Annotated in this window: 16 protein-coding genes; 7 read left to right on the forward strand and 9 right to left on the reverse strand. The window is 44.4% G+C overall.

All coding sequences use genetic code 11. The annotated features are described in order from the left end of the window. Window positions 1-559 precede the first annotated feature (559 nt). Window positions 560-1,090: a gamma carbonic anhydrase family protein gene (locus tag BET10_RS20655; protein ID WP_070987988.1), complete on the forward strand. Its 531-nt coding sequence runs from the start codon at window positions 560-562 to the stop codon at window positions 1,088-1,090. On the opposite strand, the gene BET10_RS20660 is transcribed toward BET10_RS20655, so the two are convergent. Both BET10_RS20660 and aroE read right to left on the reverse strand, forming a co-directional pair. Then, window positions 1,076-1,312 carry a DUF1488 family protein gene (locus BET10_RS20660; protein ID WP_070987991.1) on the reverse strand — a complete coding sequence of 79 codons (237 nt, stop codon included), beginning with the start codon at window positions 1,310-1,312 and terminating at the stop codon, window positions 1,076-1,078. The genes BET10_RS20655 and BET10_RS20660 overlap by 15 nt on opposite strands. Further along, complete coding sequence (aroE, locus tag BET10_RS20665; protein ID WP_070987993.1) at window positions 1,309-2,133, reverse strand: shikimate dehydrogenase; 825 nt, start codon at window positions 2,131-2,133, stop codon at window positions 1,309-1,311. The genes BET10_RS20660 and aroE overlap by 4 nt, the downstream gene beginning before the upstream one ends. A 27-nt stretch (window positions 2,134-2,160) precedes the next feature. Here aroE and BET10_RS20670 point away from each other — a divergent pair, with 27 nt between their 5' ends. Both BET10_RS20670 and BET10_RS20675 read left to right on the forward strand, forming a co-directional pair. Next, window positions 2,161-2,610, forward strand: a complete 450-nt coding sequence (locus BET10_RS20670; RefSeq protein WP_070987995.1) for a group II truncated hemoglobin — start codon at window positions 2,161-2,163, stop codon at window positions 2,608-2,610. A gap of 105 nt (window positions 2,611-2,715) precedes the next feature. Beyond that, window positions 2,716-4,323: a methyl-accepting chemotaxis protein gene (locus tag BET10_RS20675; RefSeq protein ID WP_070987997.1), complete on the forward strand. Its 1,608-nt coding sequence runs from the start codon at window positions 2,716-2,718 to the stop codon at window positions 4,321-4,323. Window positions 4,324-4,374: 51 nt separating this feature from the next. Here the strand turns inward: BET10_RS20675 and hemF are convergent, their stop codons facing one another. The 6 genes from hemF to BET10_RS20705 all read right to left on the reverse strand — a co-directional run bounded on the left by hemF (window position 4,375) and on the right by BET10_RS20705 (window position 9,243). Next, window positions 4,375-5,289, reverse strand: a complete 915-nt coding sequence (gene hemF / locus BET10_RS20680) for an oxygen-dependent coproporphyrinogen oxidase (RefSeq protein ID WP_070987999.1) — start codon at window positions 5,287-5,289, stop codon at window positions 4,375-4,377. 5 nt (window positions 5,290-5,294) lie between these two features. Continuing rightward, entirely contained in the window at window positions 5,295-5,870 is a 576-nt protein-coding gene (tsaC, locus tag BET10_RS20685) for an L-threonylcarbamoyladenylate synthase type 1 TsaC (RefSeq protein ID WP_240503727.1), read from the reverse strand. After that, window positions 5,863-6,438 (reverse strand): DNA topoisomerase family protein, encoded by a 576-nt coding sequence (locus BET10_RS20690; protein ID WP_070988001.1) that lies wholly within the window; start codon window positions 6,436-6,438, stop codon window positions 5,863-5,865. Before BET10_RS20690 ends, tsaC begins: the two co-directional genes overlap by 8 nt. A gap of 79 nt (window positions 6,439-6,517) precedes the next feature. After that, a complete protein-coding gene (locus BET10_RS20695; RefSeq protein WP_070988003.1) occupies window positions 6,518-6,991 on the reverse strand; it encodes a DUF494 family protein in 474 nt (157 codons plus the stop codon). Window positions 6,992-6,993: 2 nt separating this feature from the next. Next, entirely contained in the window at window positions 6,994-8,097 is a 1,104-nt protein-coding gene (dprA, locus tag BET10_RS20700) for a DNA-processing protein DprA (protein WP_070988005.1), read from the reverse strand. 24 nt (window positions 8,098-8,121) lie between these two features. Next, entirely contained in the window at window positions 8,122-9,243 is a 1,122-nt protein-coding gene (locus BET10_RS20705) for a LysM peptidoglycan-binding domain-containing protein (RefSeq protein WP_070988007.1), read from the reverse strand. Window positions 9,244-9,362: 119 nt separating this feature from the next. Here BET10_RS20705 and def point away from each other — a divergent pair, with 119 nt between their 5' ends. The 4 genes from def to trkA are packed head-to-tail and all read left to right on the forward strand — an operon-like array spanning window position 9,363 to window position 13,545. Further along, window positions 9,363-9,869, forward strand: a complete 507-nt coding sequence (gene def / locus BET10_RS20710; RefSeq protein WP_070988009.1) for a peptide deformylase — start codon at window positions 9,363-9,365, stop codon at window positions 9,867-9,869. Window positions 9,870-9,928: 59 nt separating this feature from the next. After that, window positions 9,929-10,876 carry a methionyl-tRNA formyltransferase gene (gene fmt / locus BET10_RS20715; RefSeq protein ID WP_070988010.1) on the forward strand — a complete coding sequence of 316 codons (948 nt, stop codon included), beginning with the start codon at window positions 9,929-9,931 and terminating at the stop codon, window positions 10,874-10,876. Beyond that, window positions 10,873-12,159 (forward strand): 16S rRNA (cytosine(967)-C(5))-methyltransferase RsmB, encoded by a 1,287-nt coding sequence (gene rsmB, locus BET10_RS20720; protein WP_070988012.1) that lies wholly within the window; start codon window positions 10,873-10,875, stop codon window positions 12,157-12,159. Before fmt ends, rsmB begins: the two co-directional genes overlap by 4 nt. A gap of 9 nt (window positions 12,160-12,168) precedes the next feature. After that, the gene (trkA, locus tag BET10_RS20725) at window positions 12,169-13,545 is read left to right on the forward strand and encodes a Trk system potassium transporter TrkA (RefSeq protein WP_070988014.1); all 1,377 of its coding nucleotides are present in this window, start codon (window positions 12,169-12,171) and stop codon (window positions 13,543-13,545) included. Between the two features lie 5 nt (window positions 13,546-13,550). Here trkA and BET10_RS20730 read toward each other — a convergent pair whose 3' ends face one another. Then, window positions 13,551-14,225, reverse strand: a complete 675-nt coding sequence (locus tag BET10_RS20730; protein WP_070988016.1) for a flagellar brake protein — start codon at window positions 14,223-14,225, stop codon at window positions 13,551-13,553. Window positions 14,226-14,246: the final 21 nt, after the last annotated feature.

A 14,246-nucleotide genomic window follows, 5' to 3' on the forward strand; every position in this document is an offset into this window, starting at 1 on the left:
CGCTCATTGAATTCTGATTTTGTTCTTGTTACCAAGAACGAATTGACTGTGCTGCAACAAATTAAATTTATTGCCGTTGGTCACTCAGTTCAATTGAGACTCTAAATNTTTTGTTAGAACTCAATCTGTACGAGTGCCCACACAGATGATTGCTTCATATTTTTAAAGAACGTTGCGATGATTCAGCACTTGGCTTCATCTCGCTAGGGGTGTGCATTCTAAGCATTCCCTATTTTTTGTCAACACTTAATTTTAAGTTTTCTTGGTAAGAAAAAGCAAAATTAAGTTTTACTCGACGCTGACTCGTTGTTGCTTTGCTTATTCAGCGTAGCGCTCCGTGTCAGTGGGGTCGCATTATAGGGCGGCGAACAAAAAGCGCAAGCGGTTTTTACAGAATTATTGAAGAAAAGTGATAAAAACAGACCGTTCGCATTATTTTTGAGCAAAACCTTCTGTTTTTGATAATTTTATAAGCAAAAATGGCCCTTTGAAACTATAGATTCTTTGAAACTGAAGCTCTACACTTACAACACAGTATAAATACTAGATAGAGGTAACCATGCTTAGAAGCTATAAAGGCATTACCCCAACTCTTGATGAAGCCGTGTATGTCGATGAATCATCAGTTTTAGTCGGTGACATAACCATAGGTAAAGATAGCAGTATCTGGCCATTGGTCGCAGCGAGAGGTGATGTTAATTATATTAAAATTGGCGAACGAACAAATATCCAAGATGGTTCAGTCTTACATTTAACCCGAGCTACAAAGTCTAATCCAAATGGTTATCCATTGATCATAGGCGATGATGTAACTGTTGGACACAAGGTAATGTTGCATGGCTGCACTTTAGGTAATCGTATTCTTGTAGGCATGGGCGCTATAGTAATGGACAATGTCACTGTTGAGGATGACGTTATTATAGGTGGCGGTGCGCTGGTTCCACCCAACAAGACCCTTGAGTCAGGGCATTTATACGTCGGCAGCCCAGTAAAGAAGTCTCGTCCTCTTAGTCCTGATGAGCTGGCATTTTTAAAAGTCTCAGCTCAAAACTATGTTCAGCTTAAAGATGAGTATTTAGACGAAAGCTAATAAAATGCTACCATCCTCTTCATAGACTTCGTCTTCTATTAATTGTTCAGCCTGCATTTCATAGTCAAATTGATGGGCCTGAAAATGCTTAAGTGCGGCTTCATCCGTCATTGGTGGTGTCACAATTAAGCATTTGACTATCATACCATTGACCATCGCCGTGAAGGTTAACGTGTTTTCAACCACATTTACGTCATCATTGAAAAGAATCCCCTGATTCATAGTGCCTCTTTATTTTTCATCGCATTGATCACATGTTCTGTGTTTGGTTTTTTATTGCGCCACACCTCATAGGCTTCTGCCGCCTGCCCTATTAGCATGCCTAAGCCATCAACTAACTGTGCTTTGGCGTTATGTGATGCAACCCACATTAAAAAGCTCGTGCGTTGATCAGAGTAGAACATATCGTAAGCCAGTACACACTGTTGCAGTACTGATGGAGAAATGTCGGGCACTTCCCCAGTGACACTCGACGAAGTCGAATTAATTACTATGGTAAATTCATCTTGAGGAATATCTTGTAAGCCACACCCTGATACATCACCAAATGGCAAAAACTCCGCAGCCAAGGATTGTGCTTTGCTTGCTGTACGGTTTGCTATCACAACCTTACTGACACCCGCTTGCAACAAAGGATAAATACACCCTCTAGCAGCCCCTCCGGAGCCAACGAGTAAAACTGTGGCATTATCAAGTGGAGCTTTATGTTGTATTAGGTCAGATACTAACCCTGCACCATCAGTGTTATCTCCTAATAATTTCCCATCATCTAATTGCTTTAAAGTATTCACAGCACCAGCGAGTTTCGCTCTTTGCGTAAGCTGATCAGCAAGCTCGAAGGCCTGCTCTTTAAATGGCAAAGTCACATTTGCACCTTTACCACCAGAGGCAAAAAACTTCTCAATGGATTCTTTAAAACCGTCTAAAGGTGCTAGAATCGCCTCGTAGCTGATCTGATCCATGCACTGGCGCGCAAATGCTTGGTGGATCAGCGGTGATTTCGAATGTTTTATGGGGTGTCCAAACACCGCGTATTTGTCCATGATAACGCCTAAGAAGTTTTCAATATTATGAAGCAGTTAATAAAACGCATCTTCAATCAGGATGCAAGTAAATCACAAAGTGAGTCAACACCTACACCTGAAAAAACACCCTACGAGATTATGGGCGGTGAACCAGGTGCACGTGCGCTGGCCGATAGATTCTACGACATTATGGCCAGCGACCCCTATGCGAAACCTTTATATGATATGCATCCTCAGCCTTTAGATAGGATACGCCAGGTATTTTTTGAGTTTTTATCTGGTTGGCTAGGCGGACCAGACTTGTTCGTAGAAAAATATGGTCATCCAAGATTAAGGCAACGCCATATGCCGTTTCCAATTGATAAAGATTTACGTGATCAATGGATGTACTGTATGAACAAGGCGCTTGATGAGCAAATCGACAACCCCTTACTGCGCGAAGGTTTACGTCACTCATTGGCGCAATTGGCAAGTCATATGATAAATCAAGACTAAAGTCTTAGTCCTCGACACACTAAACCGCGCTGCTTTTTGCGCTAAGTCAAAAACTCTAATTTTGTGCTTGTCATAATACGCATCCTCATAAAGGAGAAGTGTGCGATGCGTGTGACCTCTATTCAACATAAAATTTATGCCTTGTTGGCTGCAACAGGCATTTTAGTACTGATCGCCAGTATTTTAAGTAGCTCTAACCAGCAGCAAACATTGGCACAAGATACCGTCGCCAACAATATCCGTTTATTGGCCGATAATTACTTCGATTCAATCAATACGATGATGCTCACTGGCACTATGGCAAACCGAGAGATCCTGAGTCAAAAGCTACGAGCTCATGAGAGCATTGAAGATGCCCATATAATTCGTGGTGCTAAAGTGGTTAAACTTTACGGTCCAGGCAGCGCCAATCAATCACCAAGTAACGATGCCGAACACCAAGCCCTGAGGGGGGTTGAGTCTTTGCTTGTTGAGTCTCGCGATGGCAAACGAATTATGACCTATCTCAAACCTATGGTAGCCAGCAGTGATTATAAAGGCACAAACTGCTTGGGTTGCCATCAAGCAGAAGAAGGCGAGGTGCTTGGAGCAGTAAGAATTAGCTATTCATTGGCAGATATTGATGAGAGCGTAACCACCAACACTTGGCTGAATACAGGCCTACTGACAACTATTTTTGTTATTGCATTTGTGGTGTTGGGTAGCCTGTTCCGCAGGCTATTTATTGTTAGGTTAAAAACTTTAGGCCGCACAATGCGACTGGCCACACAAAATAAGGACTTAAGTCTCAGGGTTGATGACACCGTAGACGATGAGTTGGGTAGGCTTGCTGTTAATTTTAATAAGATGATGTCATCTTTCAAAGACAATATAGGCCAAGTGTCACATACCTCTAAGGTACTTATCCAATCAGCCGAAACGATTTACACCTCGGCCGACGCCACTGAGCGTGCCATACAATTACAAAAGCAAGGCACCGATTCCGTTGCGGCAGCAATTAATGAACTTGAAAGCTCTTCTAGTGAAGTGAAAAATACCACACATTTTGCGTCGGAAAAGTCTGATAGTAGTAATCACCTTGCTGAAGAAAGTATGGCGGTTGCAGAGCATACAGAAGTGAGTATTAATCAGTTAGCACAAGATGTGCGCCAAGCAGCGGCACAAGTGAGTCAGTTACAAGCACAAACATTAGAAGTAGGAAAAGTGCTTGAGGTGATCAGCAGTATCGCCGAACAAACTAACCTGTTGGCGTTGAATGCAGCAATTGAGGCTGCCAGAGCTGGTGAAGCGGGTAGAGGCTTTGCGGTGGTAGCTGATGAAGTTCGCACCCTTGCCACCAGAACTCACGATTCGACCGATGAAATCAAACGCACCATAGATAAGCTACAAAGTGAAGCGCAGCAGACTGTCAAAGCAATGAGCGCCTCCTGTGAGGAAGCCGATGACAGAGCAATGCAAGTCAAAAAAGTTGCGCAGGCTTTAAAAGATATTTCAAATCAAATGCACGAGATTAATAATCTAAACGTACAAATAGCAGATGCGACTGAACAACAAAACTTAGCGGCTGAAGAGATCAACCAAAGCGTGGTAGCCATTAGAGACAATGCCGAGCAATCACTCATCGACGCCCATGGCAGTAAAAAAGTTAGCGAAGAATTATTGAGTCTGGCACGCTCGCTAGACGACCAAGTACGGAGCTTTATATTAGATTAAACCTAGTTGTTATGCTGTGTTCAGGCGCCCTAGAGGCGCCTTTTTATATCCCTAGCAAGCCAACCAGTCTTGAGGCTTAAGATAAAACTCATATAGTTTCGCTTCTGCAGAGTTAGAAGCTGGACTAAAGTTATACTCCCAACGCGCCAAAGGAGGCATCGACATGAGAATCGACTCTGTGCGCCCTCCGGTTTGCAAGCCAAACAAAGTACCGCGATCCCACACGAGATTAAACTCTACATAGCGACCACGTCGATAAAGTTGGAACTGACGCTCATGTTCACCGAACGGTGTATCTTTGCGACGTTCAATTAGGGGTAGATAAGCATCTAAATAACCATTACCTACTGCCTGCATAAACGCGAAGCTCTTATCGAACCCCCACTCATTCAGATCATCAAAAAATAATCCACCTACACCACGAGTTTCACCTCGGTGCTTTAAGTAAAAGTACTCATCACACCATTTTTTGTAATCATCATACACCTGCTCACCAAAAGGCTTACACAAGTCTTGGGCTGTTTGGTGCCAATGTTTTACATCTTCTAGCACTGGATAAAATGGTGTTAAATCAAAACCACCACCAAACCACCAAATAGGCTCCTCACCTTCTTTTTCTGCGATGAAAAAACGTACATTGGCATGACTGGTAGGGATGTGTGGATTCTTTGGATGAATAACCAGTGAAACACCACAAGCATGAAAACTTCGGCCTGCTAACTCTGGTCGATGTGCCGTCGCAGAAGCAGGCATAGATTCACCAAAAACATGAGAGTAGTTTACTCCTCCTTGCTCTATAACAGCGCCATCACGAATAACACGTGTGCGCCCGCCACCGCCTTCCTCACGTTGCCACGCATCTTCAACAAATTTTGCTGTACCATCAGCCTGTTCCAAACCAGCACAAATCGAGTCCTGCAATGTCAACAAAAACGCTTTAACTGATTCTAAATTTACCTTGCTCATGTGTATTATTGATTTCCTCGAATAAGTGCACCACTGAGTGCATGTTTTATTTGGCTTGGATTAGCACTCCCGCCTAACTCACCCATTACATAACAGGCTATCTGATCATGAAAAGTGGCTTTGGCCTGTGCAATACTGATCACAGGCTCAGCACCAGTAATGTTTGCACTTGTGGATACCAAAGGCTTTGCGAACGTTTGACACAAAGCGTTTACAACTGGATGAGCACTAATACGAATCGCAATTGTATCGTGATTACCCGTCAGCCACTTAGGTGTATCTACTTTTGCAGGCAGTAACCAAGTGATGGGCCCCGGCCAAGATGAAAAAATGTCGGCCCGTTTGTCCATGGGAATTTTTGCATCATCAACGTAAGGCAAGCACTGTCCATAATTATCAGCGACTAAGATCAGCCCTTTTGTTACGTCTCTTTGCTTAAGGTTGAGTAACTGCATTACCGCAGCTTCATTGTCTGGGTCACACCCTAGGCCATAAACGGCTTCAGTAGGATAACAAAGCACGTCACCTGCGTTAAATGCACTCTGCGCATCCTGCAAATTAATCGGTTGTGTATTACTCACTTTGACTCTCTATCTTGTGCTGACAGGTTTTTTGTGGACATTGTAACACAGCTTTACCCGACCTTTGCTTTTGCACCATAACGCCCCAACCACATTTCGGGCAAGCTTGGGAAACTGGCTGCTGGTTTAAGCTGTACTTACAATGTGGATAACGGTCACATGAAAAAAAGAACTTCCCAAACTTGTTCTTACGCTTTGTTAACTGGCCTTTGTGGCATTTCGGGCAGTCAACTTCTTGCTCTGCTTCTGCCTCTTGCTCATCATGTGCGATGTAGTGACATTCAGGGTAGCCGGTACAGCCAATGAACATGCCATAGCGGCCGTTTCGAATCACTAAGTGATTACCACACTCTGGACATGGGGAGTCCTCTAATACTTTAATGTCATGGTTATCATGGTGAGCCAGAGGGCGAATGTAATTACACGCGGGGTAACTGGCACACCCCAAAAAAGGGCCATTTTTGCTGTGTTTGATCACCAGCTCAGAGCCACACTCGGGGCAAACTTCATACTCTTTTTCTAGCGCATGCTGTTTTGCATTAAATAAAGAATGGTCAATTTTACTCATATCACCTTCGGCCAGTGCACAATTTTGCGCCTAATATAACCGCCATGGGCTTAGGGTCAAGGGATGACCCTAAAATTTATTAGTGCAAGTAGCCGCCCGGTTCATCAAAAATAAGATCTTCCATCTGGGCATAGGCTTGCTCCTTACCAGGTACGTTAAAGAGCACCATTAAAATAACCCACTTTAGGTCTTCGAGCCCAATCGTTGGCTTTTCTAACGCAAACAAGCGGTCAATCACCATTTCTCTTGTTATTGAATCAATCACACCCACTTGCTCAACAAACATAAGAAAACCACGACACTCAACGTCTAACATTTGGCATTCTTGCTCTGTGTAAATTCGAATAGCGCTATCGGCTTTGCTGTTTAGATAAGGGATTTCATCGCTATGTTGTAGGTCAGCTAACTGCTCTAACCAATCCAGTGCTTTATAGATTTCTTCTTGATTAAAGCCTGCCCGTAACAACTCATCGGTTAACTCATTTTGCTCAACAAAGATATCCGCTTCGCTGTGGATATAGTTCTCAAATAGATACATTAGGATATCAAACATGATTAACCCCTTGCTAATTTAATGTAGCCGTCTAAGACGCGTTCTACTTTATCTTCAAGCTCTAGGTCCAATAAACGTGCAACTACACGTTCAACGGGCCACTGGGTCCTTTGCGTTAAGGTATCCACCGAAGTGACCTCAAAGCCAAGGTTTTGTAATACTGGGCAGTCCTCCTGTGGTGAATCATTTTTTATCACACTCTCTATACTATATAGACCGTTTTCTGGCAAAAAGCTCACATCTTCCAGAATGTCTTCTACGCTCTCCGTTAATTTTGCTCCTTGTTTCAACAAGTAATGACAGCCTTGTGACAGAGAGCTTTTAATGGATCCAGGCACCGCAAACACCTCACGGTTCTGCTCCAATGCATAGCGCGCAGTGATCAACGAGCCACTTTTCATTTCAGCTTCAACTAGCACCACTCCTAATGACAAACCTGAGATAATACGATTTCGTCGTGGAAAGTGATTTGCTTTTACCCCAGTTCCCGGAAAAAACTCACTGACCAGCAGGCCTGCCTCCAACACCTGTTGGTATAACAAGTTATGGCGTTTAGGGTACACAATATCAACCCCCGTCCCTAGCACTGCGATAGTGGTACCCGATAACAGCTCGTTACCTGCAAGCGCCCCTTTATGAGCTGCTCCATCTATCCCTCTGGCCAGTCCCGATGTAACAACGAGTCCAGCAAGGCGTAATTTATATGCAAAATCAGCGGCTATTTCTAACCCTGTCGCGGTCGCACTGCGACTCCCAACTATGGCTACCTGAGGCTTGGCCAATAACGATATATCCCCTTTACAAAAAAGGATAAAAGGGGGACTACTGATCTCTTTTAATAACGGTGGGTAAGTATCATCAAAGTAACTAATGATCGAAATCTGTGTTTGCTTACAGTAGGCCACGATGCGCTCAAGATAAGACCAATTTATATGACCGAGTTGCTTGATGAGTTCATCGTTTAAACCCAGCCGCTGCAACTTTGCCTCTGATGAATGAAAAAGTGAATTAAGCTCACACTTTTTTTGTAGTGCGAGTATTGAGGCTACTCCCAGCCCCTTGCACGCGTGCAGTGCTAAACACTGTAATTGTGTTAAAGTTTCCATGCTCCCTCCTTAGAGCATTGAGCGTTAATTTATACTGACACTATCCCCAATCCTGATAGGTTGTAGCGCACTGGTCACTAACGCATAGCTAACTTTGTCATAGACCTTAAAAATCATTAGCTCACCAATTTTCTCTTCTGGCATGTTCCACACCGCATTGTTTTTTGAACTTGAAGTGCTAAACAGCTCCCCTATACTACTAGATAGCTTTTCCAATCGGCTTGCATCCTCAACGTAACGAGGCCCCTTGCTACCTTCAATAACTTTAGGTGAGCGCTTGCTAATATCAAGTATGTGTCCTTCCTGTACGTTATGCTGTCGGCCCAGGTTCAACACCACCACAGTAGTCGCACCGAACTCACGCAACTTGTTGTCACTGGAGATGATTTCACCTTCCACTGGATGTGAAGGCCTAAGCATACTGAATTGTACAGAAAAGCTTTGCCCCTGAGATATAGGCATTAAAATGTCATTGGGTTTTATCTCTCGCTTAGCAGTTTCGACCTTCACTGTTGCAGGCTTACCCTGCGCCGTATTACCCGTATCTAAAACACGCGCCGTTCCTACGAGGTTGGCTTCATAGGCCAAGGTTTCTTGCGAATCAGGGTCAACATACCTATCTTCCACACTATAAATACCATAATGCGCATACTGTTCAAGATCCCCTTTGATATATAACAGGTGCCCTTGCGTTGCCAACTTAACGTTATGATTTGCACCTAAAATAAATGGCAGGTCAGTTAAATCATCTTCGCTCAATGCCTGTTCAAATGCCAACAGCGGCTCTATGAGCGCTGCGGGTAAAGTTGGAATAGCAGTGCTCTTTTGCACAACCACACGAGCGGTAGGTGACAACTTCTTAACCCCTTTGGCCAACGTTATCATTGGCTTTCCTTGTGCGTCATGCCCAAGCACCAATACATCACCGGGGTAAATCAAATTAGGGTCACCCAATTGGGGGTTTTGCTTCCATAGTGTCTGCCATTGCCAAGGAGACGATAAATATAATTTAGAAATGTCCCATAACGTATCGCCCTCTTTGACCACATAGCGGGTCGGTGCATCCTCTTTCACACTCAATTCGTCTGCCAAAGTTGGAAAAGTGATACAAATTGCCATGATCAGAGCTGTAAATGGGTGTTTCATTACGGCTTCCTTGAGTTATTTTTCGATATTATCAACCAAAACCTGTTAAAGGGGAACGCGAATGGCTAAAATAAGAACATATAGTATTTTGCATTTAAGCTTAACGATAAAAGGTAACCATGGCAAAGTTAGAAGTACTTAGATTCCCAGATGAGCGCCTGCGCACAGTGGCAAAACCCGTAGCGGAAGTAAACGATGATGTGCGTCAAATCGTCAAAGACATGTTAGAAACCATGTATGATGAAAATGGGATTGGTCTTGCAGCAACTCAAGTTAATATCCACCAGCGTATTGTCGTCATTGACGTATCTGAAGAACGTAATGAACCTCGAGTGCTTATCAACCCTGAAATCACTCGTAAAGAGGGCTCTACGACCAGCGAAGAAGGCTGCTTGTCGGTACCTCACTCTTGGGCCAAAGTAGACAGAGCAGAAGAAATCACGGTTACTGCGCTTAATGAACAGGGTGAAGAATATAGTTACGATGCGGATGGCCTGCTTGCGATTTGTACACAACATGAGCTTGACCACTTAATGGGTAAGTTATTTATAGATTATTTGTCGCCACTGAAGCGCCAACGTATCCGTAAGAAGCTAGAAAAAGAAGCTAAGTTGGCTGCTCGCTAATTTGCGCGCAGACAATCCTCGCTTAACTCTCTTCCCATTAACTAATATTGGATAATTCAGTGACCAAGCCATTACGCATTGTTTTTGCCGGGACGCCAGATTTCGCTGCGCGTCATTTAAGTGCCCTAATCAACTCTCCTCATCACGTTGTCGCGGTTTACAGCACGCCAGATAGACCAGCTGGTCGAGGTAAAAAACTAAAAGCCAGTGAAGTAAAAACATTGGCTCTTGAACATAATTTACCTGTATATCAGCCTGAATCATTAAAAACCGAAGATGCACAACGTGAGCTTGCTGAGCTCAATGCTGATGTAATGGTGGTCGTGGCATATGGTGTCTTGTTACCAAAAGCCATTTTAGAAACGCCTAAGTTAGGTTGTCTAAACGTGCATGGTTCTATATTACCTCGTTGGCGCGGTGCAGCCCCAATTCAACGTGCCCTTTGGGCGGGCGATCAGCAAACCGGCGTAACCATCATGCAAATGGATGAAGGGTTGGACACAGGTGATATGCTGCACATTGCAACCTGTCCGATCACAGCACAAGATACCAGTGCGAGCCTATATGACAAGCTAGCACAACTTGGTCCCGTTGCGTTACTCGATACATTAGAGCAACTTAGTAATGGTACGGCAGTCGCGACCAAGCAAGATGATGCACAAGCCAACTACGCCAAGAAGCTATCTAAAGAAGAGGCTAATATTGACTGGACCATGACCGCCACACAAATCGCGTTAAATGTCAGAGCATTTAACCCATGGCCTGTGTGTTTTACATCTATGGCACAACAAACAGTGAAAATCTGGCAAGCCGAGGTGGTTGAACAACAAGGTGAAGCTGGCGTTGTACTCAGTAGCGATAAGACAGGTATTGTCATTGCCTGTGGTGAACAAGCTTTAAAAATCAATCAATTACAGCCGCAAGGTAAAAAGCCTATGTCAGCGCAAGACTTTCTCAATGGTCGAGCAGATTGGGTTGCACCCGGCTCAAAGGTAGGCCACTCATGACAAATGTACGAGCGTTGGCCGCACAAACACTGTTTCAAGTGGTCGACAAAGGTCAGTCTTTAAGTACTGTATTGCCTAATGCCGCAAGTAAACTAAACCCGAAAGACAAAGCATTACTACAGCAGATATGCTACGGCGTGCTGCGCTATTTACCCACACTTGAGCATTACTGCCAGCAATTGCTTGACCAACCTCTCAAAGGTAAACGTCGGGTTTATCAATTTTTGCTTTATGTGGGTATGTACCAACTACAATACATGCGTACACCGGAACACGCAGCGGTCGCAGAAACCGTCAATGCTTTGCAAAGTATGCGAGCGCCAGGCTTAAAAGGACTCGTAAACGCGATACTGCGCACATTCCAACGCCAATTTAGTGAATTAGAAGATAGCGCAAACCGTATCCCTGTGTGTCAATATAATCACCCTAGCTGGTTTATGAAGAAGTTGCAGGCAGCCTATCCTGATCAATGGCAAGACATTCTAGCCGCCAACCAAGACCAAGCACCGATGTGGTTGCGCGTAAATCAAGCGCATTACAGTGTTGCTGAATATAGCGAACTGCTGGATGAGGCTGGTATTAGCCATTGCCTTGAGCCTCGCTTTGAAGATGCCATCGTGTTGGATAAGCCCTGTGATGTTTATTTGCTTCCAGGATTTCGAGAGGGGGCCTGCTCGGTGCAAGATGCCGCAGCGCAACTCGCCGCTCGGCTTCTCAACCCACAAAACAACGAACGCATTCTAGATGCATGCGCAGCACCAGGTGGCAAAACGTGTCACATACTAGAGTTAGCTGATGCTAACGTTGACGCACTAGATGCCGATAGTGAACGCCTACTTCGGGTGGAAGAAAACCTAAAACGCCTTGGCCTGCACGCTCATTGCATACATGCAGATGCATCTACACCAAATGATTGGTGGGATGGGCAACCCTATGATCGTATTCTGTTAGATGTACCCTGCTCTGCAACGGGTGTCATCCGTCGCCATCCCGATATCAAGTGGCTCAGACGCAACACCGATATTACCGATCTAGCACAGCTACAACAGCAGATCTTAGAGAACATCTGGCCACTGCTAAAACCTGGAGGCACGCTGCTGTATGCCACTTGCTCAGTTTTACCAGAAGAAAACTGTGACCAAGTAGCCGCATTTTTACAAAACACAGACGATGCTTTGCATCAACCTCTACACCAGGACGATACCCCAACAACGCCAGGGCTACAGTTACTCCCTGGACTGAGTGACGGTTTCTATTATGCAAAAATAACCAAACGACAATAAGCTATAACTATGAAAATCATCATCTTAGGAGCCGGCCAAGTCGGGGGCACACTTGCAGAGAACTTAGTAGGTGAACAAAATGAGATCACCGTGGTAGATATTGACGGTGACAGACTGCGTGAACTACAAGATAAGTATGACCTGCAAGGAGTAACGGGACACAGCGCACATCCCGATGTGTTGCGCCAAGCTGGCGCTGAAGATGCGGATATGATTATTGCGGTTACCAGCTCTGATGAAGTGAATATGATTGCGTGTCAGGTCGCTTATAGTATTTTTAATACCCCGACCAAAATCGCGCGTATTCGCTCAGAGCAATATCTGAAATATAAAGAAAAGTTGTTCCAAAATGATGACTTACCTGTTGATCACTATATTGCGCCTGAACAACTTGTTACCAAGTATATCCGTCGTTTGATTGACTACCCAGGCGCACTACAGGTTCTACAATTTGCCGAGGGCATGTTATCTTTGGTTGCGGTAAAGGCTTACTACGGTGGTTTACTCGTCGGCTATGCCTTATCAGCGTTGAAAGAGCATATTCCTAACGTCGATACCCGCGTCGCAGCAATTTACCGCCAAGGCAAAGCAATTAAGCCTCTGGGCACAACGGTAATTGAAGCCGATGACGAAATTTTCTTTATCGCTGCAACGAAGCATATCCGTGCTGTCATGAACGAACTGCAAAAGCTTGAGCGCTCATACAAAAAAATTATGATTGCCGGTGGTGGCAACATAGGTGCGGGTTTAGCACGCTCACTGGAGCGTAATCATAGCGTAAAACTTATTGAGCGAAACCAGCAGCGCGCGTCACAGCTATCGGAAATGCTGGATAATACGGTGGTTTTCTGTGGCGATGCATCCGATCAAGAGCTGCTATCTGAAGAGCACATCGAACAAGTCGATGTCTTTATTGCTGTTACCAACGACGATGAAGCCAACATTATGGCCGCCATGCTTGCCAAACGCATGGGTGCACAAAAGACCATGGTATTGATTCAACGCGGTGCTTATGTTGACCTCGTTCAAGGTGGTGAAATTGACATTGCCATCTCGCCCCAACAGGCCACTATTTCAGCATTATTGACCCATGTTCGACGGGGTGACATTGTTAATGTTTACTCATTGCGAAAAGGGGCCGCTGAGGCCATTGAAGCGGTAGCTCATGGAGATGAAACCACCTCTAAAGTTGTTGGACGAACCATAGGTGAAATCAGGCTACCTGTTGGTACTACCATAGGTGCAATTGTGCGCAACGACGAAGTTTTGATAGCCCATGACGACACCACCATACTCTCGGGTGACCATGTCATCATGTTCTTAATTGATAAACGCCAAATCAGTGTGGTTGAAAAACTCTTTCAGGTCAGTGCGTTATTTGTCTAACTTATCTAACTAGTATGCAATATAGTCAAATCTATCATGCATTGGCGTAACAGGGATTCAACTTTATTTTCTTCGGATACCAGTTTGATACCTACCAAGGCTGAACCACCTTGGTGGACTGTGCTGCATACTTCACCTTGCAACCTAATTTGCTGCTGATTTTTTGCCGCGATCACTATCTGACACTCTTTCTCATATAAAGGTAAGTCAACTTTGGCACTAGGTAGACTGAACTGTAGCCCTGTCCGTGACATATCTTTGATCACCCCATCACAGGTTGAGCGGCTGGTCATCAAAGTCGCAGGTATCAGTGTGGGGATCCTCACATGATGGCGCAAACAATGGCTTTGAATTTCTTGCGGTGGGTAGAGAAAAAGCAACTTAGTGGGGGTGTATGCAATAGCTTTTATTTCTGTTTTAAAAGCTATTATTTGTCCATCTCCATGGTCTGCTACCGCTCTGACTATCACTGTTGCATCTTCTTTTAAATGCTCAGACGCTCTACCTAATTGCTTGCTGTTAGGATAATTTAATATAATGTATTGGCCTTCCAAAAAGCCTATAAACTCCGTCTTAACGCGCTTTGAACTAGCTGCCAATTGTATTTCAAGGTCAATAAGGTGGCCAACAGAGATCAACTTGATTTTTTGATAACCAGAGTAAGACTTCGTTTTTAACATGGCGACAAACCGCAACGAAAA

This window comes from Pseudoalteromonas amylolytica, assembly GCF_001854605.1.
Taxonomy (GTDB): domain Bacteria; phylum Pseudomonadota; class Gammaproteobacteria; order Enterobacterales; family Alteromonadaceae; genus Pseudoalteromonas; species Pseudoalteromonas amylolytica.

Coding starts and splice junctions, on each gene's coding strand:
- BET10_RS20655 (WP_070987988.1), top strand. CDS start 560: ATGCTTAGAAGCTATAAAGGCATTACCCCAACTCTTGATGAAGCCGTG.
- rsmB (WP_070988012.1), top strand. CDS start 10,873: ATGACAAATGTACGAGCGTTGGCCGCACAAACACTGTTTCAAGTGGTC.
- hemF (WP_070987999.1), bottom strand. CDS start 5,289: ATGAGCAAGGTAAATTTAGAATCAGTTAAAGCGTTTTTGTTGACATTG.
- BET10_RS20670 (WP_070987995.1), top strand. CDS start 2,161: ATGAAGCAGTTAATAAAACGCATCTTCAATCAGGATGCAAGTAAATCA.
- BET10_RS20705 (WP_070988007.1), bottom strand. CDS start 9,243: ATGAAACACCCATTTACAGCTCTGATCATGGCAATTTGTATCACTTTT.
- BET10_RS20675 (WP_070987997.1), top strand. CDS start 2,716: ATGCGTGTGACCTCTATTCAACATAAAATTTATGCCTTGTTGGCTGCA.
- BET10_RS20690 (WP_070988001.1), bottom strand. CDS start 6,438: ATGAGTAAAATTGACCATTCTTTATTTAATGCAAAACAGCATGCGCTA.
- dprA (WP_070988005.1), bottom strand. CDS start 8,097: ATGGAAACTTTAACACAATTACAGTGTTTAGCACTGCACGCGTGCAAG.
- BET10_RS20695 (WP_070988003.1), bottom strand. CDS start 6,991: ATGTTTGATATCCTAATGTATCTATTTGAGAACTATATCCACAGCGAA.
- def (WP_070988009.1), top strand. CDS start 9,363: ATGGCAAAGTTAGAAGTACTTAGATTCCCAGATGAGCGCCTGCGCACA.
- aroE (WP_070987993.1), bottom strand. CDS start 2,133: ATGGACAAATACGCGGTGTTTGGACACCCCATAAAACATTCGAAATCA.
- trkA (WP_070988014.1), top strand. CDS start 12,169: ATGAAAATCATCATCTTAGGAGCCGGCCAAGTCGGGGGCACACTTGCA.
- BET10_RS20730 (WP_070988016.1), bottom strand. CDS start 14,225: ATGTTAAAAACGAAGTCTTACTCTGGTTATCAAAAAATCAAGTTGATC.
- BET10_RS20660 (WP_070987991.1), bottom strand. CDS start 1,312: ATGAATCAGGGGATTCTTTTCAATGATGACGTAAATGTGGTTGAAAAC.